Annotated in this window: 24 protein-coding genes and 2 pseudogenes; 14 read left to right on the top strand and 12 right to left on the bottom strand. The window is 69.8% G+C overall.

Annotation, left to right across the window (positions count from 1 at the left end):
• Window positions 1-43: 43 nt before the first annotated feature.
• A complete protein-coding gene (locus ACGF5T_RS30720) occupies window positions 44-334 on the bottom strand; it encodes a DUF6233 domain-containing protein (RefSeq protein WP_366768273.1) in 291 nt (96 codons plus the stop codon).
• Between the two features lie 841 nt (window positions 335-1,175).
• On the opposite strand from ACGF5T_RS30720, the gene ACGF5T_RS30715 reads away from it, so the two are divergent.
• From ACGF5T_RS30715 to ACGF5T_RS30705, 3 genes and pseudogenes are all read left to right on the top strand, one after another.
• Complete coding sequence (locus ACGF5T_RS30715; RefSeq protein ID WP_121701451.1) at window positions 1,176-1,385, top strand: hypothetical protein; 210 nt, start codon at window positions 1,176-1,178, stop codon at window positions 1,383-1,385.
• A 55-nt stretch (window positions 1,386-1,440) separates the two neighbouring features.
• Complete coding sequence (locus ACGF5T_RS30710) at window positions 1,441-1,665, top strand: hypothetical protein (protein WP_366768274.1); 225 nt, start codon at window positions 1,441-1,443, stop codon at window positions 1,663-1,665.
• A 46-nt stretch (window positions 1,666-1,711) separates the two neighbouring features.
• Window positions 1,712-1,900, top strand: a pseudogene (locus ACGF5T_RS30705) (ATP-dependent DNA ligase); the annotation flags it as partial.
• Between the two features lie 177 nt (window positions 1,901-2,077).
• Here ACGF5T_RS30705 and ACGF5T_RS30700 read toward each other — a convergent pair.
• The 3 genes from ACGF5T_RS30700 to ACGF5T_RS30690 all read right to left on the bottom strand — a co-directional run bounded on the left by ACGF5T_RS30700 (window position 2,078) and on the right by ACGF5T_RS30690 (window position 5,464).
• On the bottom strand, window positions 2,078-4,567 hold the full coding sequence (locus ACGF5T_RS30700; protein ID WP_366768275.1) for a Helicase associated domain protein: 2,490 nt from the start codon (window positions 4,565-4,567) through the stop codon (window positions 2,078-2,080).
• A complete protein-coding gene (locus ACGF5T_RS30695) occupies window positions 4,564-5,121 on the bottom strand; it encodes a hypothetical protein (RefSeq protein ID WP_366768276.1) in 558 nt (185 codons plus the stop codon). Before ACGF5T_RS30695 ends, ACGF5T_RS30700 begins: the two co-directional genes overlap by 4 nt.
• A gap of 100 nt (window positions 5,122-5,221) precedes the next feature.
• Window positions 5,222-5,464: a DUF6207 family protein gene (locus ACGF5T_RS30690; RefSeq protein ID WP_366768277.1), complete on the bottom strand. Its 243-nt coding sequence runs from the start codon at window positions 5,462-5,464 to the stop codon at window positions 5,222-5,224.
• Window positions 5,465-5,673: 209 nt separating this feature from the next.
• Between ACGF5T_RS30690 and ACGF5T_RS30685 the strand changes: the two genes are divergently transcribed.
• Window positions 5,674-6,177 carry a lamin tail domain-containing protein gene (locus tag ACGF5T_RS30685; protein ID WP_366768278.1) on the top strand — a complete coding sequence of 168 codons (504 nt, stop codon included), beginning with the start codon at window positions 5,674-5,676 and terminating at the stop codon, window positions 6,175-6,177.
• 71 nt (window positions 6,178-6,248) lie between these two features.
• Here the strand turns inward: ACGF5T_RS30685 and ACGF5T_RS30680 are convergent, their stop codons facing one another.
• From ACGF5T_RS30680 to ACGF5T_RS30670, 3 genes are all read right to left on the bottom strand, one after another.
• Window positions 6,249-6,908: an HNH endonuclease family protein gene (locus tag ACGF5T_RS30680; protein WP_366768279.1), complete on the bottom strand. Its 660-nt coding sequence runs from the start codon at window positions 6,906-6,908 to the stop codon at window positions 6,249-6,251.
• Window positions 6,909-7,305: 397 nt separating this feature from the next.
• Window positions 7,306-8,154: an SDR family NAD(P)-dependent oxidoreductase gene (locus ACGF5T_RS30675; RefSeq protein WP_366768280.1), complete on the bottom strand. Its 849-nt coding sequence runs from the start codon at window positions 8,152-8,154 to the stop codon at window positions 7,306-7,308.
• 226 nt (window positions 8,155-8,380) lie between these two features.
• Window positions 8,381-8,743, bottom strand: a complete 363-nt coding sequence (locus tag ACGF5T_RS30670; RefSeq protein WP_366768281.1) for a peptidase inhibitor family I36 protein — start codon at window positions 8,741-8,743, stop codon at window positions 8,381-8,383.
• A gap of 1,542 nt (window positions 8,744-10,285) precedes the next feature.
• Between ACGF5T_RS30670 and ACGF5T_RS30665 the strand changes: the two genes are divergently transcribed.
• From ACGF5T_RS30665 to ACGF5T_RS30630, 8 genes are all read left to right on the top strand, one after another.
• Window positions 10,286-11,125 (top strand): hypothetical protein, encoded by an 840-nt coding sequence (locus ACGF5T_RS30665; protein WP_366768282.1) that lies wholly within the window; start codon window positions 10,286-10,288, stop codon window positions 11,123-11,125.
• Window positions 11,122-11,949: a hypothetical protein gene (locus ACGF5T_RS30660; RefSeq protein ID WP_366768283.1), complete on the top strand. Its 828-nt coding sequence runs from the start codon at window positions 11,122-11,124 to the stop codon at window positions 11,947-11,949. Before ACGF5T_RS30665 ends, ACGF5T_RS30660 begins: the two co-directional genes overlap by 4 nt.
• 5 nt (window positions 11,950-11,954) lie before the next feature.
• The gene (locus ACGF5T_RS30655; protein ID WP_366768284.1) at window positions 11,955-12,515 is read left to right on the top strand and encodes a hypothetical protein; all 561 of its coding nucleotides are present in this window, start codon (window positions 11,955-11,957) and stop codon (window positions 12,513-12,515) included.
• Window positions 12,502-13,287, top strand: coding sequence for a 3'-5' exonuclease (locus ACGF5T_RS30650; RefSeq protein ID WP_366768285.1), 786 nt, complete (start codon window positions 12,502-12,504; stop codon window positions 13,285-13,287). The genes ACGF5T_RS30655 and ACGF5T_RS30650 overlap by 14 nt, the downstream gene beginning before the upstream one ends.
• A complete protein-coding gene (locus ACGF5T_RS30645) occupies window positions 13,170-13,430 on the top strand; it encodes a DUF6207 family protein (protein ID WP_366768286.1) in 261 nt (86 codons plus the stop codon). Before ACGF5T_RS30650 ends, ACGF5T_RS30645 begins: the two co-directional genes overlap by 118 nt.
• Window positions 13,431-13,617: 187 nt before the next feature.
• A complete protein-coding gene (locus ACGF5T_RS30640; RefSeq protein ID WP_366768287.1) occupies window positions 13,618-14,283 on the top strand; it encodes a hypothetical protein in 666 nt (221 codons plus the stop codon).
• Window positions 14,284-14,875: 592 nt separating this feature from the next.
• Complete coding sequence (locus ACGF5T_RS30635; RefSeq protein ID WP_366768288.1) at window positions 14,876-15,478, top strand: sigma-70 family RNA polymerase sigma factor; 603 nt, start codon at window positions 14,876-14,878, stop codon at window positions 15,476-15,478.
• A complete protein-coding gene (locus ACGF5T_RS30630) occupies window positions 15,475-16,140 on the top strand; it encodes a hypothetical protein (RefSeq protein ID WP_366768289.1) in 666 nt (221 codons plus the stop codon). The genes ACGF5T_RS30635 and ACGF5T_RS30630 overlap by 4 nt, the downstream gene beginning before the upstream one ends.
• A gap of 820 nt (window positions 16,141-16,960) precedes the next feature.
• Here the strand turns inward: ACGF5T_RS30630 and ACGF5T_RS30625 are convergent.
• Window positions 16,961-17,155 (bottom strand): annotated as a pseudogene (locus tag ACGF5T_RS30625) (DUF6233 domain-containing protein); the annotation flags it as partial.
• A gap of 162 nt (window positions 17,156-17,317) precedes the next feature.
• Here ACGF5T_RS30625 and ACGF5T_RS30620 point away from each other — a divergent pair.
• Both ACGF5T_RS30620 and ACGF5T_RS30615 read left to right on the top strand, forming a co-directional pair.
• Window positions 17,318-17,791 carry a hypothetical protein gene (locus tag ACGF5T_RS30620; protein ID WP_366768290.1) on the top strand — a complete coding sequence of 158 codons (474 nt, stop codon included), beginning with the start codon at window positions 17,318-17,320 and terminating at the stop codon, window positions 17,789-17,791.
• Between the two features lie 59 nt (window positions 17,792-17,850).
• Window positions 17,851-20,280, top strand: coding sequence for a tetratricopeptide repeat protein (locus ACGF5T_RS30615; protein WP_392889909.1), 2,430 nt, complete (start codon window positions 17,851-17,853; stop codon window positions 20,278-20,280).
• A 279-nt stretch (window positions 20,281-20,559) separates the two neighbouring features.
• On the opposite strand, the gene ACGF5T_RS30610 is transcribed toward ACGF5T_RS30615, so the two are convergent.
• From ACGF5T_RS30610 to ACGF5T_RS30595, 4 genes are all read right to left on the bottom strand, one after another.
• Window positions 20,560-21,867, bottom strand: coding sequence for an MFS transporter (locus ACGF5T_RS30610; protein ID WP_366768292.1), 1,308 nt, complete (start codon window positions 21,865-21,867; stop codon window positions 20,560-20,562).
• Window positions 21,868-21,944: 77 nt separating this feature from the next.
• Window positions 21,945-22,844 (bottom strand): dihydrodipicolinate synthase family protein, encoded by a 900-nt coding sequence (locus tag ACGF5T_RS30605; RefSeq protein ID WP_366768293.1) that lies wholly within the window; start codon window positions 22,842-22,844, stop codon window positions 21,945-21,947.
• Window positions 22,845-22,934: 90 nt separating this feature from the next.
• The gene (locus tag ACGF5T_RS30600; RefSeq protein ID WP_366768294.1) at window positions 22,935-23,642 is read right to left on the bottom strand and encodes a phenylalanine--tRNA ligase beta subunit-related protein; all 708 of its coding nucleotides are present in this window, start codon (window positions 23,640-23,642) and stop codon (window positions 22,935-22,937) included.
• A 44-nt stretch (window positions 23,643-23,686) separates the two neighbouring features.
• Window positions 23,687-24,334, bottom strand: coding sequence for an FMN-binding negative transcriptional regulator (locus ACGF5T_RS30595; protein ID WP_366768295.1), 648 nt, complete (start codon window positions 24,332-24,334; stop codon window positions 23,687-23,689).
• Between the last annotated feature and the right edge of the window lie 11 nt (window positions 24,335-24,345).

The following is a 24,345-nucleotide window of genomic DNA, read 5'->3' as shown; positions in this document are numbered from 1 at the left end:
CGCAGGTGTCAGATGACGCGCCTGCCGCACCGGGAGGCTACCGCTACCCGTCGACGAAGCCGAGCGCCGAGTCCGGTCGGCACACGTCGTATGGCTTGACGCCGTCTGCGAGTGCCTGGCGGGCTTGCGCCTGCTCGATGCCCTTGCTGCGCTGGCCTGCGTTCCAGCAGTCGCCGGCGTGGATGTAGACGGGTGGGCTGTGCCCGTTCAGGCCGCGTTCCAAGAGCCAGTTGGGCGGGGCTGGCCTGTCCTCGATGCCGCGGCGGCGTTCGGCTTGGCGGCGTTCCTCGTCGGCGATCCAGCGGCGGGTGCGGTCCAGGTCGCGCAGCTGCACCCCGTTCGAGGAAGCGGAGCAGTGTGAGTCGCGCGGGACCTGAATCGTTCACCTGTTCTATTTTATGATGTGCTGGACACGCAGCCATCCAGGGGTGGGCGAATGGAGAGACGTCATGGAGCCCGCCGACCTGCTCGGCCACCACGGCATCAAGCCCACCGGCCTGGAAGCGGCACCGGCTCCACCCGCGCGGCGGGAGACGATGGCCCGCATCCAAGAGACGCCACCGCGGCCCTGCGTGGTGTGTGGCGACCTGCGGCCACCGCACGGTCCGTGCGCTTCCCGGGAGAAGGACCGCGCTGGGTGGACCTGTGCTGGGACGACGGGATGGCGGTCCTTCCGCGATCCGGTATCCCGGAGACGCTGGAGGGCCTCGCTGCAGACCTGCGTGCGGCGGCCCGGGAAGCTGGCCTGCCAGGGACATCGTCGCTGTCGTTCCATGCTTCGTTCCAAGCGGCCGCTCGTGGCCACCAGACTGGTCAGGAAACCCGATGACCGCCCCTGCGCCGACCAGCGAGCCGGACGCCTCGGCACTCACGTGTCCCGGCGACCAGGTCGGCCCGTGCTCCACGTGCCGCCGGCCGACCCACAAATACGGTTCCGGGGCCCGCTCTCCGCTATGCGAGTACTGCGACGCCAAGGCAGTCCAGCGATGGGGGAGAACGCTGCGCGCCACCTGACTCGGGCCGAGCGGTGAGCGGGTTCGAGCCGGGAGGCAAGACGGCTGAACAGGCCGATCTGGCGGATATATGCGGCCATCCTTGTATGACGCAGATGCCGCGGATGCGCATGCTGGCTACAACCTTGACCAGGGGCGTTCACTGAGCCGGTGGGGTTGTGCGTGCTGACCATCAACGTTGCCGTGCTGCTCGCGGTCATCATCATCGTGCGGCTGCGCCGACGCACCCAGGCCCGCAGCCGCAACGACGAACAGCTGACGGTACTGATCGTCCTGGTCTTCGGCATCCTCGTCGCGCCGACTGCGTTCGGGCAGGGCGTGCTGGACGTTGTGGGGCAGCTGGCGTCCGGCATCAACGACGCTGGCCGCTGACCGCCCCCCACACGCGCTCCTCGCGCTTCCCGGCTGGCAGGAGCACCCTGGAGGGGTGAGTCGCGCGCCCATCGTCGTGCACCGGCCTTCGGTCTCCGGGGGCCGACGGGTCAGCGTGCACCGTCACGGCCGGGACGAAATCCTCGGCACCGCCTACAGCGATCACGACCTGGTGGTGTTTCTCGAAGGCGCCGGAATCGACGACGCAGAGGCCGTTCTGGACGACCGGCGGTGGGTGGAGTGGCGCGGCAGCCCTGCTCACGACTTCCGTGCCGCCTGATTCACAGGCACACGCAGAGCGAGCGCGTGCGTGAAAGGCATCAGGCATGACCTGGACGCTGCCGGAACCGATGCTCACCACACCGGTGGGCAGCCCCGACCTGCCCCCCGGATCCGCCGCTGAGCCGAAGTGGGACGGCTACCGCGCCCAGCTCGCCCACCGGGCCGACGGGCGGGTGCTGCTGCGCCCAAGGCGGGGCACGGGTATGGTCGCCGCGTTCCCGGAGATCCGGGAGGCCGCCCTCGCGCAACTGTCCGAGGCCGGGCTGGACGGCGAGCTGGTGGTCTGGGAGGCGGGCTGCCTGCATTCGAGCGGCTCCAGCAGCGCCTGTCTCTCCGCCGCGGCGCCGACGCCCCGGCGGCCGCGAGGGCCTGGCCCGCTTCACCATCGGGGGTGCCCGGGGCCCGGTGCCTCAAATCCACCGCATCCCAATTGCGGAGAGCCGCTTCACCCGCTCCGGGGACAGCATCGCGGCCCGACTGCGCTGGTTCCCGACCCATGCACCAAGCCGGAGCTCCCGCTCCTCCTGGTCCTCGCCGACGGTCCGCTCGATGTGCTTTCGCGGGACCTGGAGATGGCCCTCGCGCTCGTAGAACTGCTTCGCGGCGGCGTAGTTCATGGCCCATTTGTCGGCCTGGCTGCGGCGGGGCCGGGGCTTCTCCTCCTCGGCTGCGGGGGTGATGCCGAGGACCTGCTCGCACAGCCACTGCTGGACGGTGGTCAGGCTGTCCCAGCCGTGCCGGACGGAGCGCACCCACCGTCCGAGGTCCTCGCCCTGCTGCACGACCTCGCCCGGCGCCGTGGGCAGCGTGCCGCCGGCCTCCAGGTGCTGCCGCACGAGGTGGAAAGCGCGCTGCCACTCCACCGGCCAGGCCGGGCACCAGGACGGATCGATCTCCTCCAGCTGCTCACGCCGCGCCTGCGACAGCGCCCCGGCCACCGACTGAACGGGCAGGCCCTCGGCACGCCGCTGCTCGACCTCCAGCGCCTTGCGCGCGCCGGCCCGGGCGTTCTTCAGCCAGATCCCCACCCGGTAGCCCTGGAACACGGCGTCCAGTGGGGCCAGGAGGTGCCCGGCTTCGGCGGCCCACCCACGCGCGGCCGCCAGACCCTCCTCCCAGGCGACGTCGAAGTGCGACCAGACCATGCCCAGCTTCTCCAGCTGCTCCACCCGGCCCGCGTCCATGTCCCCGCGGGCGTAGAAGCGCCGGTTGTCGGCGGTCCACTGCCCCAGCGGGAAATCGGCGAGCGCGGCCGGCCACCCCTCCGCCTCCGGGCCGTCGCTGCCGGGCACGCGGTAGGTGAACGGCACCTTCAGGTCACCGTGCTGGCGGGCGTAGATGCCCGCTGCCTCGATGCCGCGCCGCCAGTGCTGGTGCTCGGGGTTGAGGACGCGCAGGTTGATGAACGCGGCCAGCTGCGCGGGGTCGCGCGGCGTGGAGAACTTCAAGAGCTGGCGCGCGGGTACCGACGGGCCGCCGTCCCCCTCGCCGTCCTGGCCCTGTTCGGCGACCTGAACGGCTGCGGGAGTGCTTGCGGCCTGCTGCTCGGCGAGCTGCTCGACCACCCGGGCGTCGTGCGCGCGGAGCGCCATCAAAAGCTTGGAGAGTCCACCGAACGCCCGGGAGGTGAGCATGGTGTCGGCGCTCTCGCCGGGCCCGAGCAGGACGGGCACGACGAGGGAGGCGACCTTGCCCTCGCCGGGCTGGATACGCAGCGCGCGGCCGACGGCCTGGACAAGGTCCGGCATGGAGCCGCGCACGTCCGCGAAGTACACGGAGTCGCATTCCCGGGTGTCCAGGCCCTCGCCCAGCACCTTCACCGACCCCAGGAAGCCCTTTTCCACGACCGTGCCGTCGGCGGCGATCCCGGCCGCGAACTCGTCCAGGACCCGGCGCCGGTGCGCAGGCTTGTGCCCACCGCACAGCCAGTTCGCCCAGATCGTTCGCGGGTACAGCGCGGGGTCCTCAGCGCGCAGCTTGGCGGCCACATCAGGCAGGCCGGCCGCGAACGCCTCCGCCTCCTTCACCACGTGGTGAAAGACCAGGGTGCGCCGGAAACCCTCCTCCGAGGCCGCCTTGAGCAGCGCCGTCTGGAGGGCCGCGAGCCGGGCCCCGCGCACCTCGTCCGAGCGGGCCTGAACCCCCAGGAGCTGCGCGGCCTGGAGCTGGCTGTCGGTGATGTCCACGCACACCACCTGGTACGGGGCACAAATCCCCCGATCCACGGCCTCCGAGAGGGTCAGGGTGTACGCCCTGCTGCCAAAGGGCCCATTGGGATCGTCGTCCATGCTCGCCACCAGCTCGCCCGGCGCGCCCTGGTCACCGTCCTCGTCCCCGAGCTGCCACAGCCGCGGGGTGGCGGTCATGTACAGGCGCCGCAGCGAAGGGATCCGCTGGTTGTCGTGGACGACCGCCCACGGCTTCGCGCTGCGGCCCGAAACCCGGTGCGCCTCGTCCACGACGATCAGCGACCACCCCGGCAGGCCGGCCTGATGCGCGCGCTCCAGCGTGCCGAGCCCGAGCGAGGCGTACGTGGCGAACACGGTGACCGTGTCGAACGGCCGCACCCACTCCACCAGCTCCTGAACGTCCGTGGTGCTGGGGAAGGCCGTGCCCTCACCCCGCAGGGAGGAGACGCCGATCATCGGGCCGGTGCGGCCGGCCGCACGCCAGGCGGCCTCGGTCTGGGCGAGCAGGTCCAGCGAGGGCACGAGCACCAGCACGCGCCCGGCCTGCAGTTCACGTGCGCTCTGCGCGGCGACGAGGGTCTTGCCCGAGCCGGTCGCCATGACGACCTGGGTGCGCAGCCCGCGCTCGGGAACGGTGCCGCCCGCGGGCACCCGGAGGGCGGCCAGGACGGCGTCGACAGCCTCACGCTGGTGAGGGCGGAGCTTCGTCATGAGGAGAGCCCTTCATGGTGCCCGGTGGCGAGCGAGGGATACGTGCTCATCTCCTGGTGGGCCGCGCGGGCGGCGGCCTGGTCGAGGTAGAGAAGGTGCCGGCCGTGCCGGGCGGGACCGTCTTCGCCGGGCTGCCGGTGGGTCATGCCGAGGGCGACCTGGTAGAGGGTGACCGGCGTGCCGTCGGCGATGAAGGTGCGGGTGAGGAAGCTCAGCCGGGCCGTGGCGGTGGTCAGCGTCTCGGCGGTGAACGGCTCGATGACGAGAGTGCCGTCGTCGGCCGCGGTCAGCAGGCGACGGAGGGTGGCGTCGTCGACCTCGTGAGCGGGATCAGCGCCCTTCTCCGCGGTGGTGAGGAAGCGGGGCATGTCGTCGGGTGTCAGGGCCCCGTCGAAGATCTCGGGCAGGGCGCGCGCGGCCGCGCGCCGGACCCATGCGGCGCGGCTGAGGCCGGCGAGGTCCGCGCCGGCGTCGATGTCCTTCAGCAGGCCGGCGGGGAAGTTGATCGGGACCTTCGGGCCGATGGCGGGACGGCCGGGCAGGGCAGCGCTCATGAAACCTCCCACTGTTTTGGGTACCCAGAATATACGAAGCGAGGGTTTTAGGTACCCAAAATTCGCCAGGGCGGTGGCCCCGACGCAGAGTTGCTGCCGTCTACCAGGGCTCCCCGGGGCGGCCGGGTGGGGCAGGGGGCTGGCGCAGGTCGAGGTAGCAGCGCAGCCGCACACCCCCCTGCCCGGGCTCGCGGGTGGTGCGCTCCACGGCCGTGGTCGCCCACCGGGCGGCGAGCGCGGTGTGGAAGGTGAACGCGGTCTCGTCGTCGGCTGCGGCGATGTCGACCACGATCAGGCCCGGTTCGGACACGTGCACTTCGTTGATCGCTTCCATGACCGGCATGACGCCCAACTCTGGAGCGGTAGTTCTCGTTCCGCTTCGCGTTCACCCCTGCGGGGCACGACCGGGCGCTCCCGCCCGACGCGCGCCTCACGGGCAGAAGCTTCCGTCGCAATGACGGGCAGTCGCACTTTCTTCACTTCCCCACCACCTGGTGATCACGTCCGGTAGGCTCCGGTCGCTCCATTCGCACCACTGAGGGGGGATTCCTCATGCGCATCCACCGCACTGTGACCGCTGCCGCCACCACGGTGGCCATCACCGCGCTCGGCCTGGCCGTGGCCGTTCCGGCGCAGGCCGCCGAGTACTCCTCGGCCCTGAAGATCAAGGGCGTGCAGTACGACGCCCCGGGTCGGGACTCCAACAAGTGCTCGGGCGGCAACACCGCGGCCGAGTACCTGACGATCAAGAACTACTCGAAGACGGCGACGGTGAACCTGAAGGGTTACAAGGTCAAGGACGCCGCCGGCAACAGCTTCACGTTCAAGAACAGCCACAGCCTGCAGCCCGGGGACCAGGTGAGCCTGCGCGGGGGCCGCGGCACCGACTCGGACGCCAAGAACGTCGTCTACCGCCAGAACTGCAACTTCATCTGGAACAACGACAAGGACACCATCTACTTCTACAAGCCCACCGGGGCCCGCGCGGACGTCCACTCGTACACGCAGAAGGCCAACGACAAGGACCGCAACGGCTACATCACCTACCACGGCTGACCCGGCCGCCCATCGCGAAGAAGCCGGCCGCCGGGTAGAAGCCCGGCGGCCTGCCACGGCGGGGGAGGAGGCTACGCGACGGGCTCGTACGTCACGCTCTGCTCCGGGCAGCCGCCCGCCACCTCAAGCAGTGCCGCGACCTCTGTCTCGTCCGCCGTCAGGTTCCAGCGCAGTTTCGTGCCCACCCACTCGGCGACGTACCGGCAGTGCACCTCGGCCGCCGACGGCAGCCATTGGGCAGGGTCCTGATCCGCCTTGGACCGGTTTGAGCGCGCCGTGACCGCCACCAGACTGGCGGCCGCACCCTGGTCGTTGGCGTACGCCTCACGCCGCTGCGGCGTCCACGCGAAGGCGCCGCTGTCCCAGCTCTCCGCCAGAGGCACCATGTGATCGATGTCGAGGCCGGAGGCCGACGTCACCCACACCTGGTCGTAGTAGGACCACCATTGTCCGCCCGCCAGCCGGCACCCGGGCCCGACCTCAGGCGGCTCGACAGCTTCGGCGATGAGGACCTCGTTGCGGGTGGAGCAGCCGTCGGACGGGTCGTCACCACTCGTCCAGTGGCGGAAGGCGTCACGGTCGTAGCCGGCGCGGGATTCGGCCGCGACCGGTAGACGGGTGACGGCTTCGGCGACAGTGAGCGTCTCGGCCGCGTGGGCGGGAGTGGACGCGGTGATGGACAGGACAGCTAGGAGCGCGGCGACCAGGCCGCGCAGCACAGAGGTGACCATGCACCGTTGATAGCGGCCCGAGCCGGAGCGCGGTCAGAAGTTCGCCGAACGCGCCGCCCGTGTGAGTGCAATGGTCATACCGGTCCCGGCCCGACGCGGCCGCCCAGCGGACACGCGGCGCCGATGCGAAGCGGCCCACCGGCGTCGCGAGGATCGGCAACGCCATGCCTCCCGATGAGCGATGAGCGCATGTCCTACCGGGAAAGCAACCAGCGCGCCGGGCAGGCGCTCTGCCGCGCGCAACGGCAGACTTCTTACGAGGACCCCAAGGGATTCCTGACCTGCCACCACGACGCGTTCACCGCGCCGTGCCACGTGCAACTCCGACCGCGACCGGGCGGGCGACGGCGCCCGTCACACCCGGCTGTCACGTGGTCGGCGGTGCGCGGCGCGGCTCTCACGGCGTGGCGGACGGCAGCGGTGACAGTCCCCCGACCAGGGCGCGGGCGGCGGCGAGTTCCTCGCGGGCGGCCTGCTCGGCAATCTCCAGGTAGGTGTAGGCGTCATCGCCCACCGGGACGCGCAACGGGGTGGGCACGTCGGCGGCGACGATGGCGAGGATCCGGACGGCGAAGTCCTGGGGCCGTCCGGTGGCGGGGTCGCCCGCCATGCCGCGCACCGCGTCCAGGGTTTCGGCGGTGACCGCGGCGTACTCAGGCAGCCGGCGGCCCGACTCGGCGAGCGAGGACCCGTAACGGGTGGCGAAACCACCGGGCTCCACCACGGTGACGCGCACGCCCTGGCCGCCCACCTCCGCGGCCAGCGCCTGGCTCATACCCTCCAGGGCGTACTTCCCGGCGACGTACGCGCCCAGCCCGGGGAACGCCATCCGGCCCGCCAGGGAGGAGATGTTGACGATGTGCCCGCGTCCCTGGGCGCGCATGAGCGGCAGGACCAGGCGGACCAGCCGCCAGGGGCCCACGACCAGGGTCTCCAGCTGGTCGCGCAGCTCGGCGTCGGAGACTTCCTCGACCGCGCCGAACAGGCCGGCGCCCGCGTTGTTCACGAGGACGTCGATCCCGCCCAGACGGTCGGCGGCGGTGCGGACGGCCTCCTCGCACTGGGCGGCGTCGCGCAGTTCCAGCGGGAGGGGGACGATCCGTCCGGGCCAGGCAGCGGCCAGGTCGTCCAAGGCGGCGATGTCGCGCGCGGTGACCGCCACTTCGTGCCCCTCCCGCGCCGCCGCCTCGGCCAGCGCCCGCCCCAGTCCCGACGAGCACCCCGTCACCAGCCAACGTCGCCCCATCGCTGCCTCCCGCACGCTCTCGGCGGCCCTCGCCTGCGTGGCGCGGTCCCGGCCCGGCCCGCTCCCATGGTTGGCGCAGGAGCGCCGACGGTCATCCCCTCACGCGGGGGCGCTCCGGTGCACGACGGGGGCGTTCGACGGCGGGCAGGGGCCTGCAGCCCCAGGGCCGCCGAGCGTTCTGACGGCTCTCAGCATGGCGCTGCTGAGACGGTGACGTGACGGCTTGTCAGGCGCCGCAGGGGGTGTCGTTGTTGCGCAGGCTGTGGGTGGTGTCGTTGAGTTGGTAGGAGCGCAGGTCGCTGATGGTGCCGCCCTCGCGTCCGACGCAGACGTGCCGGCCGAAGTAGTTGTCCTTCTGGTAGACGCGTGCCGTGCGGGTGCTGTTGTTGATGATGGAACTGCCCTTGCCGCGGATGTAATCCGGTAGGTGCCGTACCGACCCGTCGACAGCGCGTTTGACATAGGGCTGGCCGTTGAAGTTGATGTCGGGGTAGATGCAGACGAACCCGCGCGGGCACGCGATCTGGTCCCGGGCCGCGGTGGGGACACTGGCAGCGGTGGTGGCGTGGGCGGGAGCGAGGCCGGTCATTGATGCGGCAAGGACAGCCGGGATGGCGGCGGCGAGCAACCCTGTCCTGCCAGCGTGGGGTCGGCGTGTGCGCAGAAGGCTCATGGCATCTGCGTGTCCTGGCGGAACGGTTCGCCATTCCGCTTCCCGCCGGTGTTCATCCAGACGAGTGAGTCGCTCCTTGGCGGTCGGCTGTATGCGTAGCAGCCCCTTCCTGCAGCTTTGACAAGACCGTCTACCGCCACCCACAACGTCTGAGCAAGCCAGTCGATCGACGGCCCCCGTCCCAACGCGCGCCGCGCGCTCGACGTCACTCGGCGGGCGGCTCGACCGCCTCGTCGATCACCTGTACGTGAAGTCTGCTGCCGCCGCCTGGCTGCGCGACCGAGACCCTGCAGGCCGCCCTCGACTTCGCCCAGCAGCGAAAAATGATCGAGTTCCGTAGCGGACATCCGCTTCCAGCACCGCCGACTGCGCGTACACCTGGACCAGACGGTGGAGCCCGCCTGGGACCAGGACGGCCACGAGCCGGTGCTCGGTCTGTCTGTACCGGGGGACCGGGACACCCTGCTACGCCGCTGGTACGTGCACCGGATCCGGTTGGACAGCGACGGCACCGCCCGACGAGGGTGACCGCGCGAGGACCGTGCCGGGCGCGAAAAGGCGTCCCGAGGTCGCCCGCTTTGCAGGCGCCCAACCCTCGTTCGGCATCCGCGGCAGTGGCCAGCGCCGTACGGGGAGCGAAGCGTCGCTGAGCCGATGGGGTGACACGGTGCCCGGAGGGTGTATGAGGTTGCTCCGGATGCAGCACTCCCTGTCACTGCCCGTTCCTACGGTCCTCGCATGACCCCACAGCTCATCCCGCCCGGACCCGCGCCGGACCTTGTACGCGAACTGCTGGCCGCAACGACATGCGCCACTAAAACCTCCGCCTCTGCGCCCCCTTTCCTCAACGGCCCTTGCCCTGCGAGGGAGCACGTCCGGCAGGTCGCCTGGTGCCTACGGATCCTCGAGCAGCAGTGCTCTGGAGTGCGTAGGGAGCGGTGGGGCTACGCCGCGGCGAACGCGGAGGCAGCAGCCGCAGCCCCGCATCCGTTGGACCTGCGTTCGCTGTGGGCGACAGCTTGTGACTACGCGCGGCGCGCTGCGGAGGGCGGCGGCCACGGCCTCGTACACCCGATGCGGTGGTCTTCATGTACGTCGAGTTGATGCCTCAACGCAGGACGCTGCGCCCTCCTCCTCCCAGAAAGATGATCACTCAAAGTAGGCAATGCGCGACGACAGTTACCCTCCGTGTCCGGTCGCTCGATGCGGGCGGCCTTCCTACCCGGAGGGCATGAGATGAACACGCCGTCCACCTCGATCTGGACCGAACCCCAAGCCGCAGACGACGCCGGCTGCACTCCCACGGAGTTCGAGGAGATCGAACGAATCGTCACTCGTGGTTCGACCACGGGCCGGGAGTTCCGAGCCACACGCTTCGCGGTCGGAGACTGGCTCCTGGCAAAGTTCGGGCCGCCGGCTAAGGCCGGATCCCGCTACGCCACAGAGGCGCAGCTCGACATGCTCAGCACACGGCTGAAGCTGTCGCCCCACACCTTGCGCAAGTGCCGTCTGGTGGCACACCGGTGGCGGCCGGAGCACCGCCAGCGCGTCACGGAATCACCGGTGTACGTCTCGTTCACCACCATGCACCAGGTGGCCCTAGGCAGCGGCCCGGGCGACTTCGACCAGGAGCAGTTCGAGGAGAAGGTCACTGTCCTGCTGGGCCTGATGGCCCTCGCCGAGCAGCACGACATCCTGGAGGTCACCGAGACCGACTACCTCAAGGCCGTCCGCAAGACGATCCCACCCAGCCGCCGTCCCGGTGCCCAGTCCGAGCGCCGCGCGGTCGTCACCGCGGTCAGCCAGTTCGAAGCACACCAGCCTGAGGTGCGCGAGGCGATCGTCGGAGCGGTGAAGTCCGATGAAGACGCCACCCGCGCCGTAGCCGCCTCCTACCTCGCGCAGCGCCCGGCACTGGCCCGTGCCGTGCTCCGTGAAGACCCCGACCTGATCCAAGCGGTCGCGCAGGAAGCCGCTCTGCCCGCCCCGGACGCCGAAGCACCGGACGCCGAACCGGGGGAGATCGTCTTCCGCGAGCTCGTCCAAGTCCTGGGAGGCAACCGGCCCAGCGACGAACTGCTGCTGGCCGAATGGCGGCAGGACTTCGCCCAGGCCGTGGGCCGCTTCACTGCCTTCGTCACCGACTGGTACCCCGCCGACAAGGTCGCCGCCAACGCCGACGACGACCTCCTCAGGCTCGTCTCCCACCTCGCCGAAGACGTAGCGCAGTGGGATGCCACCATCACCAACGCGCGCAAGCCCGGTGGCCTGCGCCTCGTAGAGAGCACGACCGCATGATCAACGACGTCCCCGTCGACAACGCCCCGTTCTTCTTCGACCGCTACCCGTCCGACACCGCTCACTGGCTGGCCGGCATCTGCGACGAGGCCAACGCGAAGGCAGGCGAAAGCTCCTACGAGTTCCGTAGGACCCTGAGCGAGCTGATCGTCATGAACCTGCGTGACGGCATCACCCACGCCTTCCGGGTGGCCGAGCAGGTCATCGTCGCGAACGCCCCCGGCATCAAACACGTGGAACAGGGCTACCTGAAGCTCGACCAGGCCCGTTCCGCGGAGATCCAGACGGGACCGGACACCACCGAAGGCCCCACGGGCGCCGCCGACGCCCGGGGCGATACGCCGGACCGCAGCACTTCCGGCGCAGGCGCCCAGAAGGGGCCTGGAACGAGTGACTCCGGGCCCGGTGCCGGCACGACTTCGAACACCGGACCGCACGTGACGCTCACTGGAGGCTGCGGAGGCGGCCGCACCACACAGGACGACCGGAACACCGGCATCGGCCACCAGGGCACCCTGTTCATCATCCACTGGTCCAATTTCAGGGTCAGCATCCCCACACGCCGCAAGAAGGCCCAAACCGAGCACCGGCGCCTGTACGACATCAAGGCGGATGCCGCCCGGCAGATGCGCGTGCAAACCGACGAGCTGGACTTCCTCGCCCGGGCCGAGAAAGCCGGCCCCGCCCTGGAGGATCTGATCAACACTCACCGCTCCGAGACGAGCATCGCCGGGGTGCTACGCGCCGCCGGCCGCACGCCGGAAGACCTCGGTCTCACCAAGGAGACAGTCACCTGGCTGGACACCCAGCTCAAGGCGGTCTAGCGGCCATGCTCACCACATGTCCCAAATGCGGGGCAGACCTCGGCCCCTCCCGCGTCCGCGGCGAGGGGCCCTGGAACCAGGACTGGCGCCGCAGACTGAGCAGCAATCAGCAATTCGTACCGCGCGGCGAGCTGGAAGGTGACGTCCTCACCCCGTGCGGGCACATCGTGGAACTCCAGTACGGGCCTCTGTCCCGCATCAACATCGAATTCCGTGAGCGGGTCTACGGAACGATGGTCTGGCTCTTCTTCGCCTGCAACGCCCATCGCGAAGGGCGGCTGCGCCTAGGCATGGCCCCCGGCCGACCGCACGCCAACTTCGCCTGGAGCAAACCCCGCCAGACGATCGACGCCTGCCGCCGCCCGGTCTACCTGGACCTCGGACAATCCGATCAGGCCGACGGCCTGCACCTGGTCCTGCGGATCAGCCGGTGCCACCCCAAGCAGCCCGGCCGCCTCTCGGGCAGCGGCGTCCTCTACACCGCAGAGGCCTTCCACAACTGGATGGCACACGGGCTCCCCCTCACCCCCTTCATCTCCGAGGCCCCTGACCATGCCCTCGCCTGACCACCCAGTCCAACTGGGCCACCTCTTCACCCGCACCATCGACACCCAAGACGTCCACTTCGTACGGCCCGGCGACACCGAGCGGCCCACCTGGGCGGTGTACGAAGACACCCGCTACCTGGGCACCGTCCACGCTCAGTACGACACCAGCCGACACTGGCACGTGCAGTCGCTCCGGGAACACCACATCCGCCTGGACGATGCCATCCGCGCGATGCGCCGGCCCGCCTCCTGGCAGGCCGACCACGAACGCGTCCGGCGATGGGCCCGCGGCATCCTCACCGATCGCCGCCTGGTCGTACTGGACGTGCAAACCACCGCCCTCACTGATCCATGGGCCGTGCAGATCAGCCTGACAGACGGCCACGGCAACGTCCTCCTCGACGAACGCCTCAACCCCCTCGCCGACATCGCTCCCGCAGCAACAGCACTGCACGGCATCACCCGCCAACAAACAGCGCGATCCCCGACCTTCGCCGCGCTCACTCCGCGCCTCGCCCAACTCCTCCACGGCCGCCGCTGCCTCACCTACAACGCGGCCTTCGACCGCACCGTCCTGCAACGCGAGCTGCACCGGCACTTCCGCAGCTCAGCGCGAGCTGCGCACTGGCTGGGCAAGTGCACGTTCGTGGACGCAATGCAGCCGTACGCCACATGGAAAGGACTGTGGTCGACCCACCATCGTTCCTACCGGTACCAGCCCCTGGGCAGCAGCTACGAAGCAGTCACCAACTGCCGACTTCTGCTGACGACGCTCAAGCAGGTCGAATAGCACGGCGCTCGCCGCCCGACGGGCCACCACCTCCGTGGAACGCACCACACGGGACCGCGGACCAGCCCGGTGTCCGGCTGCGCTGCTACCTCGACCTGCGCCAGCCCCCGGACCCACGCGGACAGTACCCAACCGCGCCCTGAACGGCCGCTCCCAGGCTGCGTCCTTGCCTTCATCCCTCCCCTTGTTCCGACATGGCTGCCGGATATCGCGGGACGAGGTGAAAACGCCTCGTCCTCGGCATTCGAGCTGCCGAGGAGGAGGCGCGCTTCTCATACTATGGACCACACAGCCCCGGCCCTCGTCGGACCCTGTCGGTAGCGTCAGGTCATGGACCACTTCAAGGACCTCACCACTGATCAGTGGGCAGTCATCGTCACCGCCGTCGCCGCGCTCGTCGCCTCCATCATCGCTCTCCGGCAGACCTCCGCCGCCCGCGCCCAGCTGGCCCTCGGAGAACGCGTCCATCTGGAGCAGAACGAGCCGTACGTCATCGTTGACATCCAGCCCGACCACTACGGGTCGATGATGCTGGTCGTCGAGAACACCGGCCCGACCGTCGCCCGCGACGTCCGCATCTCCTGCGACCCGCCCTTGGAGTCCGGGTGGGCGCCCGATCCGGGCCAGCCGGACCTCACCCAGGTCCTCCAAGAGGTCCTGGGCCAGCCCATTCCCATCCTCCCGCCACATCGGCGGCTCACATTCCTCTTCGACAACGTGGACCGCTTCCAGAACTCCAGCCTGCCCCGCCGCTACACCTTCACGGTGAACGCGGACGGTCCTGCGGGAAAGGTGGAGACAGCGCAGTACATCGTCGACCTCGACGCAGTGAAGTGGTCGATCATCGCCGAGCGTCCCACCAAGAAGGTGGAGGACAAACTGACCAAGATCGAGGCCGCAATCCTCGAACTGGTCCCCAGCGCCCGCCGGAGGCCCCACAACGGTCTGACCGTGCCCGGGAGGCAGCGACGGTCAGAATCCGCTGACGAGTCGTAGTCCGCTTCAACGGCCTTCACCGACGTGGAGCACATCGAGACCGAGCTGTAGACCAGGCCTGACAGGAACGCCGCGCCCTCGGCATTGCAGCTGCCGGGGACGCGGCGTTTTCTCATCTTACGGAAGGAATCGCACGGTCACCCCACGCCGTTCCTGCTTCTCACGGCCAGGGTGACCGCGAACGCCAGCTATCACCCTCGAACGGGCGATAGGCGACCGCATGTGCCTACAACCGGACTGCGCCTGACGGCATTGCTCCGCTGTGCGCCCGCGTAGCTCCGGCGCATGTGTGAGGTACGCCACGGTCATGACGTCTCTTGACCAGCGCCGTCACGGACAGAGGCGGGAACCTGCAGCTCACAGGGCACGAATCGAACATCTACACCAGCAGGATACTCACGTTCCGCTTACGAAGATGATCTCTGCGTAGTAATTTCCGGAGTGCGGGATGAGTTTCCGGCCCCGAAAACCGACAGTGTGGTGCCAGGGAAGCCAACCAACTGACTTTCCACGCAGGCCAGTTGGCCTTCGTATCCCACTCGCACCGGTCTTCAACGGAGAGGACCTGTGCTCGCACCGCCTGGAGGACTGCATGGGCAACGGCGACGTCAGCACTGGCGTATCGCCCCAGGACGGCGGCCACGGCCAGCCCGTCCAGGCCCCTCCCGACCTGCCCCTGGACTTCGAGGCCTTCTACCTCGGCCACCAGGAGTTCTTCCACGACTTCGCGGAAATCCACCTCGGCACCCGGCGCGCCGCCGAACAGGTAGTCCACGAGGTGTTCCTGGAAATCCTGAGCGGCTGGGACTCCCTGCTGCAGCAGGGCGACCTGGAGCAGCAGACGCTCGCGGTGCTGCACCGCGGCGTCACCCGCCGCCTGGCCCAGGACGGCCGCCCGCCGGCCTTCCTCATCAACGGGCCCATAGCGCTCAACCTCCAGGCGGTCCGTAACGAGCTGGAACTCAACCAGGCGGCCGGCGGCCTGTACGAGGCGATCCTGGAACTGCCCACCCGCCAGTTCACCGTGATTACCCTGCGCTACCTGCTGGGCTACCCGACCAAACGCATCGCCCGCTTCATGGGCCTGGACACCCGCACCGTCGACTACCACGGCCGCAAGGGCAAGGAACGCCTCCGCATCCGGCTCGGCCTGCCCGCGCCGGACAGCAAGACCAGGAAGGGGGCAGGACGGTGACCGTCATCGACGACCTCCTGGCCGAAGCCCGCATTCCCACCGCACCCCACGACGGCTTCGACGTCGGTGCCGCCTTACGCCGCCTCGCCACCGACGCGGCCATCGCTACCGCACCCCACCCGGACACCCTGCGAGCCGCCCAGGCCGGCCAGCGCCTGTCGGTGATCTGCCGGTGGATCCTCAACAAGCCCGACGCCGCCGACCACGTCGACCGCCTCGCCCAGGACTCCGACACGGCATCCGAGGAGCAGCTCGACGTCGACGGCGCCCTCGTCTTCGCCTGCCTCCTCCACCTCACCGACCACCACGAGAGCGCCCAGTTCTGGTGGCAGCTCGCCGCCGGCGCCGGACACCGCGCCGCCGCCTACTGCCTGCACCTGCACCACCTCGCCCTCGGCGAGACCCGCGAAGCACGCCACTGGCTCTACGTCGTCACCGACGACGTCATCGACACCGACACCCCCAACGACGTCTTCCTCGCCACCCTCGAAGCGGTCGCCGCCTACGTCCGACGGACCGGCACCAGCAGCGCCAACGCCCCCACCGCCGGCCTGGAGATGGAGATTGACCGCCTGGCCACCACCGAGGCCGGCTCCTGCATCATCGTCCAGCGCCCCGACCGCCGCCTGGCCGATCGGCTCCACGACTTCACCCGCCGCTGACCGAGGTCCCCTCGCTCACACTGGCGATCCCAGACGCCATCTGAAGCCACTGCTGCAGCGACTCGCTCACCGTGCGGGGGAGGAGCTCGAGGATGACGAGGAAAGGCAGGCCAGAGACACGCCGCCGACAGCGTACGTGACGACACTCACACGATTTCCCACCCAAAGCCCCTGACCTGCGCTGCGGTGACGGAATCGGGTCGTTCGATGTCGCTGGATGACGCTCGATGTTGACCCTGGTTGCCTCTGGTTGCCTCCGCACACGCGGATAGCCCAGTGCGTCGGTGACCGTGGCTAGACTCCCTGAAACGCGCAGAAGGAGCCCTACACCCCAACAGGTTTCCTAGGCCTCTGAGTTGGGAGGGCTCCCTGCGCGGTGTTCCGCACGCCTATCAACGAGAGGAACTCCGTATGGATGACAGTAGCGCTAAACGCCGCATAAGCACCCACGCCGCCGGGCCAGGCGCCTTGCCGCAGCCGCCACCCACCTGCGCAAATGGGCACGCCAACAGGGACAGAACCTCCCGGGGGAATTCCTCCAAGGGGTGGCGTACAAGCTGGGCAGCGGCGCCGTGACGCTGCTGATCCTGTGGTGGCAGGCGCGTCACTGACAACGCGGTGGGCCCGTCGCAAGACGGGCCCACCGTCGTCCGCGGCAACCCGCCGTTCGACCCTGCCTGGCTGTGTACAGGACGGGACCTGATGACTGGCGGGGTGCCGTGTCTGTGATGCCTCGCTCTCTTTCCGTCTAGCTCCACCAAGTACGACGTAGCTCTCCGCCAGTGGGTGGGGGACTCTCCGGGGGCGGCGAAGATCGAGATCAGCCGCCGTCGATGTGGTCGAAGCCGCGCAGCACGGGGTCCAACTCCTGCGCCGCGCCGCACAGGGAGCACAGGCGGGTGCCGGGCTGTTCCGCGACATCCAGCGCCCGATCCAGGGGCAGCAGCGGCGCGTCCTGCGGGGCCTCGGTGCAGTCGACCGCATGGAGCACGGCGCCACCGGACCCGCGGCCACCATACTGGTGAAGCGGCAGTGTTCGGCCGTGCACTATTCCAGGCGGAGGAGCAGTTCGGGCGATAACGATCACGATCACTCGGACCCGCTTTCCCAGTCGGGCTGTGTAAAACGTGGCCCGGCGTTACGCTCACCGTGACCACACGGGCTGAGGGGGCTTGGAGTGATTGAGCAGGCATTGATCGCGCTAGCGGCGTCAGGGGGAACAGCGTTGGTGCAGGCGGCGGGGACGGATGCTTGGACGGGGCTGCGTCAGGCGGTGGCGGGTTGGTTCGGTCGCGGTGATGTGCAGCGGGAGCGGGCCGAGCTGGAGCGCCTGGACCAGACTGCGGACATCGTGCAGGCCGCTGGTCAGGGTGAGGTGGAGCGGGTGCGCGACCGCCAGGAGGCTGTCTGGCAGACCCGTATCGAGACCTTGCTGGAGAATCTAGACGCCGCTCAGCGGGAGCAGGCGGCCGAGGAACTCCGTGCTGTACTCGCTCAGCATGCTTCGCAGCCGGGGGTGAGCGCGGGGCAGGGCGGTCTGGCGGCGAACACGGTAGACGTCCGCGCCGACAGGGGCTCGATCGCTGGCGGTGTCATCAACGGCGGGGCGCAGATCAGCAACCCTCGCCTGCCGGATCCGCCGCAGGGCTAAGCGGACCGGCCAACACAAGCCCACCCGACACACCGCTCCCTCCCGGAGCAGACGGCGCCGTGGTCGTCACGGCGACTGACGGCAGCTTCGCCGCTGGCATGGTCACCGGCGGAATTCACCACCACCGGCATACCGGTCCCCGGATTCCTGCGGCGTGGCCGCATCAGGTCGGCGTCATCCCGTCCCGGGCGCAGTACTTTCAGCAGCGCGCCGATGCGGACAGGGTGCGTGCCGCGTTCGACGAGGGCGGCACAGCGGTCCCGTGTCAGGTGCTGACCGGAATGGGCGGGGTCGGAAAGACCCAGCTCGCCGCCGATTACGCCCGCTCCGCATGGGACACCGCCGGCCTCGATGTCCTGGTATGGGTCACCGCCGACAGCCGTTCGTCCGTCGTGGCCGTCTACGCGCAGGCTGGCGTGGAGCTGTGCCGCGCCGACCCCGACGACCCCGAACAGGCTGCCCGCACCTTCCTGGCCTGGCTGGCCCCCAAGCCCCGGCAAAGGCTGTGCCGGTGGCTGATCGTCCTAGACGACGTCGCCGACCCCTCAGACTTGCATGGCCTGTGGCCGCCGCCCAGTCGGCACGGGCGCGCCCTGGTCACCACACGCCGCCGGGACGCCGCCGTAGCCGGTGACGGCCGCCGCTTGGTCCAGGTCGGCCTGTTCACGGAGACCGAAGCCGTCGACTACCTGACTACATCCCTGGCCGCACACGCCCGGAGCGAGCCCTCGGAGCAGCTCAGCTCCCTGGCCGCCGAACTCGGTTACCTGGCCCTCGGCTTGGCACAGGCCGCGGCCTACCTCATCGACACTGGGGCCAGTGCGGCCACCTACCGCCGCCTGCTGGCCGATGAACAAGCCACCACACTCGCCGAGCTTTCCCCCGACGCCCTGCCCGACGAACAAGCCGTGAGACTCGCTGCCGCCTGGTCCCTCTCCATCACCCGGGCCGACGCGCTACGCCCCACCGGCCTGGCCCGGCCCATGCTCCATTTGGCCTCCCTGCTCGACGCCAATGGCATCCCCCATGACGTCCTGACCGGCGAAACCACCCGCGTTCACCTTGCTGCCCACCGCACCAACTCCAGCCTGCGCACCGGCCCTGGCACCACTGCGGATACGGCCCCCGTCTCCCACCTCGACGCGGTGCGCGCCCTACGCGCCCTGGACCGGCTCAATCTCATTGACCACAGGCCGGGCACCCCTCACCAAGCCGTCCGCGTGCACCAGCTCATCCAGCGCGCCACCCGCGACACCCTCACACACGAGCAACAACGCCAATATGCTCGCACCGCCGCCGACGCCCTGATCGCCGCCTGGCCCGACATCCAACGCGACACCGCCCTCGCCCAAGCACTGCGCGCCAATACCGAAGCACTCACACGCCAGGCCGAAGACGCCCTGCACCAGCCAAAGGCTCACGCAGTGCTGTACCGCCTCGGCAGCAGTTTAGGTGGGTCCGGGCAGGTGTTCGCCGCCATTGATCACTTCGATCGTCTAGCCATCACCACTCGCAGCCGCATGGGCGCCGACCACCCCGACACCCTCGCTGCTCGCCACGACCTGGCTTCCTGGCGGGGCGAGGCGGGCGATGCGGCGGGTGCGGCGGCCGTGTTCGCGGAGCTGCTGGAGGAAAGAACACGGGTGCTGGGCCCCGACCACCCCGACACCCTGATCACCCGCCGCAGCCTGGCCGACCAGCGGGGACTGACAGGGGATGCGGCCGGTGCCGCGGCCGCGTACGCCGATCTGCTGAAGGACTCGACACGGGTGCTGGGCCCCGACCACCCCGACACCCTGATCACCCGCAACAACCTGGCCCACTGGCGGGGACAGACGGGTGATGCGGCCGGTGCCGCGGCCGCGTACGCCGATCTGCTGAAGGACTCGACACGGGTGCTGGGCCCCGACCACCCCCACACTCTCACCGCCCGCTACCAACTGGCCTACTACCAGGGGAGGGCGGGTGATGCGGCCGGTGCCGCAGCCGCACACGCCGACCTGCTGGAGGAAAGAACACGGGTGCTGGGCCCCGACCACCCCGACACCCTGACCAGCCGACACCTGTTGGCCTATTACCAGGGGAAGGCAGGCGATGCGGCTGGCGCCGCGGCCGCGTACGCCGATCTGCTGCGGGACAGGACGCGAGTCCTGGGCCCCGACCACCGCCAAACCCTCATCGCTAGCGCCAGCTTGGCTTTCTGGCGGGGGGAGGCGGGGGATGCGGCCGGTGCCGCGGCCGCGTACGCCGATCTGCTGCGGGACAGGACGCGAGTCCTGGGCCCCGACCACCCCGACACCCTGAGCGCCCGCCACCAGTTGGCCTACTACCAAGGGGAGGCGGGGGATGGGGCCGGTGCCGCAGCCGCGTTCGCCGAATTGCTGCAGGACATGACGCGTGTGCTGGGCTCCGATCATCCCCACACCTTGAGCACCCGCCATAACCTGACCTATCTGCGGGAAGAGAGCGGCAACGGAATTTCTGGGTAGCTGATCGGTCAGTCGGTGGCCAGGTGTCATGAGGGCTCGTACCAGGCTTTTCCGGTCGTGCTGACCCGTCCGGAAGCCAGACGTGCGCATCAGGCTTTTGTCATCTGCGAGTATCCGAACTGGCCAGGGGCCGCGCAGTCCCTGCTCCGCTCGCCACCGTGCGACATTTGACTAGGTACGCCCGTTTTACTGGTGAAGGGGCGATATTCGAATCATGCAGTATTCCGGCCTGAGTGCCGTCTCGGCAATCCTTTGCGTGACCGGCGTCCGGCCGTGCGTCTACCCGTGGTTCGAGCAGTCGTGTGTACGGGTTCCAGAGTCGGTCTGGTGCGGTAGTCCGCTCTCGGGCTCGGTCTGAGGGGAAGCAGGGTCGCTGGAAGCCGTGCATTGGCGGCGGTTGTGGCGGCGTTCTGCGAGGGAGAGCAGGGTGCTGGCGATGGTGAGCGCGATGGCCAGGAGAAGTGGGAGTGCGGCGCTCGTGGCGATGAGGGCTCCGGCGGCTGCTGTTCCGGCTGATCCGGCGGTGATCTTGAGGGCGCCGACCCAGACGAAGACCTGTCCGCGGGCGTTGTCGGGGGCGTACTCGTTGCGGGCGGCGAGGGTGGCGGCGAAGAAGTAGGCGTTGGCGATGCCAGCGGCGGCGTAGGTGGTGACGGCGAGCAGGAAGGAGGGGCTGATAGTGATCAGCAGGAGGGTGACGGCGACAGCGGCGGCCAGGTGGGTGGTGAGCCGGTCTGCTTCGGTGCGGGAGGGGCGGATCATGACGCCTGCGGATCCGGCGAGGTTGCCCAGGCCGTAGGCGGCGGTCAGGATGCCGGCCGCGGCGGCGCTGACGCCGAGAGTGTGGGTGCTGGAGACCGCGGTGACAGGCAGGGCGGCGACGCTGAAGGCGACGGTCACGGTCAGGTACAGCGTGCGGCGCAGGGGGCCGGAGGCGAGGATGCCCGTGAGGGTGCGGAGGGGGCGGGGAACGTCCTGGGTCTTGCCGGGGGCCGCGGCGTGGGGCAGGAAGCGGATGACGGCGGCGGCGATGTAGCACCCTGCGGCCAGGGCGAGGGCGGCGGTGGCGGGCGAGGCCCAGGCGGAGACGGCGGCGACGAGGGTGGGACCGACGGTGCCGCTGATGCCGTAGGTGGCCACGTCCCAGCCCTGTGCGCGGCGTTGGCGTTGCTGGCTGTGGCCGGCGATGGCGGGCAGGCGGCTGCTGATGCCTCCGGTGAGCAGGGGCCCGAAGAGCCCGGAGACGATCAAAAGGGCGGCGGTGACGGCGGGGTGGGTGTGGGGGTAGAGCAGGACGGCGGCGGCCAGGGTGGTGCCGTGTGCGAGGGAGGCTGCGGCGATGACGGTGCGGCTGTCGCGGGCGGTGTCCAGACTGCGGGCGACGAAGGGGCCCAGAAGGTGGGGTGCGGTGATGCAGGCACCCAGAGCGCCGGCCAGCCAGCCCGAGCCGCCGCTGGTGTTGACCATCAGCACGATGGCCACGACAGCGCCGCCGTCGGAGGTGCGGGCCAGTGTCGCCGCGATGACGTAGCGGGCCAGGGGGCCCCAGCCTGGCTCGTCGACGGGGTGGTCAGTGCTTGGGCGCATGGCCGCGCGCTCTCCTGTGGTGATGGCGGGCAGGGGGATGGCGCCGCCCTCTCAGGGGTCGAGGGGGCGGCGGGCTGTCAGGGGTTGAGCTGCAGCTGCTCGATCACGGTGGCGAGGTGGGCGCGTTCCTTGGCGTCCAGGCCGCGCAGGGGCAGGGGGAGGTTGCGGTGGGCGGTCAGGCCGAGGTGTGCGGCGGCTGCGGCGACGACGCGCAGGGATCCTCCGTGCTGGGCGAACAGGTCCCAAAGGGGCTGGAGGCGCTGGGATTCTTGGAGTGCCTGCTCGGGCTGGCCGGCCTGGGCTGCGCGGGTGAGGGCGAGTGCCGGTTCGGGGAAGGTACCGCCGATGACCGAGTACCAGGCGTCGCATCCGGCGTTCAGTCCCCGGGCGGCGGCCGCGTCTCCGCTGATGCCGACCGTCACGGTGTCGGGCAGGAGCTGGCGCAGGTGCTCGACACGGGCCCGGGCCTGCTCGGGGTCGTCGGGGAGCGCGGGGATCTTGATGGACGCAACCTGCGGAAGCCAGGCCAGGCGTGTGTACAGCTGGTCGGTGAAGGTGAAGTGGGTGGTGCCGGGGTTGTCGTAGATCACCAGGGGGACCGACAGGTTTGCGGTGACCTCTTCGAACAGGCCGAAGACGTCGTCGTCGGTCAGCGGCTGGTAGGACACCGGTGCCAGCAGAACTCCGGTGGCGCCGGCGTTCTGGGCGTCCTCGGCGGCCTGGAGCACCTGGCGGGTGCGCAGGGCTCCGATGCCGACGATGACCGGCACCCCGTCGGCGTGCTCGACTGCGATGCGGGCGATGCGGGCGCGTTCCTGAAGGGTCAGGTAGGCGTAGGAGCCGGTGGAGCCCAGCGCCCCGATAGAGTCGACGCCCGCCTCGGCGAGCCGCCCGACCAACCGGGCGAACGCCTTCTCGTCGACGCCGCCGTGACCGGGGATGGGAGTGAGCGGGAAGGCGCTCAGACCGGTGAACAAGACGAACCTCCATGGGATGCAGGGTGACCTTCGGCGGTGATGGGCCGTAGCCCGTCACCTGCCCTCGGCCGGCCAGGCCGGCCGAAGGAGTCAGGCGGTGGTGTGGGGGTGTGCCGGGCTGAGGTAGTGCACGGTGCTCTGCTCGCAGTGCGGCCCGAGCAGAGTCCGCAGTTCGTCGGCCGCGGCCTTGAGCAGGTGCTCGTCGCGGATGGCGGCGACGGTCTCCAGGACGAAAGCGACGTGGGTGGAGGCTTCGGTGACGCGGGTGCGGTGGGCGTCGCGGTGGTTCCAGTGCCGGGTGAGTACGTCGGTGGTGTCGGTGTAGATGATCTCGCCGGGCTTGGGGTGTTCGACGGTGTCAGGTTCGCCGAGCGGGGTGAAGGTCTCGCTGCCGTCGGCGTAGCGGATCTCGACGTCGCCGGTGATGTGGTCGAGGTCGAAGGCGCCGGAGGGCAGGCCGTGTCGGACGGAGACGCAGTTGTAGGAGTCGACGGCCGGGTTGATCCGCGGCAGGCTGCCCTTCTTCGCCATGCGGCGGCCCAGGGCGTCGACGCTGGGGCGGATGCGGCGGGGGTTGGTGCCGAAGGAGCGGTAGGCGGTGTGCCACGCCTCGATGCGCGGGTCGTTCTCGTCGGCGGGCTGCCAGGCGCCGTCGGCGAGCTGTTGTTCCAGGTTCTCCAGGGCAGTGGTGGTGGCCGGCCAGGGTTCGTGGCCGCGCTGACCGGTGGCGGTGACCACGGCGATGAGGGTGTCGGGGAAGGCGTCCGCGACGGCGGGGCTGATGCGGAAGTTGGTCATAGGGGGTCCGTTCTCGAGGATGATGCGGGCGCGAGGGCTAATGGTCAGGCTTTCCAGGTGCCGATGCGGTCCAGGCGGCGCCGCTGCTGGTCGGCGGTGGGCTTGTCGAGACCCTGGCCGCGTTCGCTGAGCCGGCGGGCGGTGTCGGTGCGCTGCTCGACGGGTTTGTGATCGTCGTACTTGAACTTCGCGCGGACCTCGGTGACGTCCAGGCGCAGGCCGCGGATGCCGGGCAGCATCCGCCCGTAAGGCGGCTGGTCGATCTCGATGGCGGCGTGGTCGCCGTCGGGCTGGAAGTGGGCCATCTGCCGGCGCAGCAGTTCGGCCTTGGCCGCCGGGTCGTCGATGGTCGTGGCCTGGCAGGTGAACTGGACGGCCGCGTAGTAGCTGGTGGGGACGCCGTCGGTGGGCGGGGTGTCGGGCTTGGCCCGCCAGGGCCCGGGGATGAAGGCGTAGTCGCCGGTGACGGTGAAGGTGACGTTGGGGTCGACGTCGATCGTCTTCCAGACGGGGTTGGGGCGGGCGAGGTGGATCAGCAGGGCGCTGCCGTCGACGGTGAAGTGGGTGGGCACGACGATCGGTGCGTGTCCGAGCAGTCCGTTGACGCTCAGGAGGCCGAAGTCGTGGCCGTCGGCGATCCAGGTCTGCCACTCGGCGTCGTCCAGGGCGGCGTCCCAGGGCTGGATGAACATGCCGGGGTCCC

It is taken from the genome of Streptomyces sp. NPDC047853 (genome assembly GCF_043204535.1).
In the GTDB taxonomy this organism is placed as follows: Bacteria; Actinomycetota; Actinomycetes; order Streptomycetales; family Streptomycetaceae; genus Streptomyces.
The sequence above is the reverse complement of the archived record's forward strand: the minus strand, read 5'-3'. Positions and strand labels throughout refer to the sequence as shown.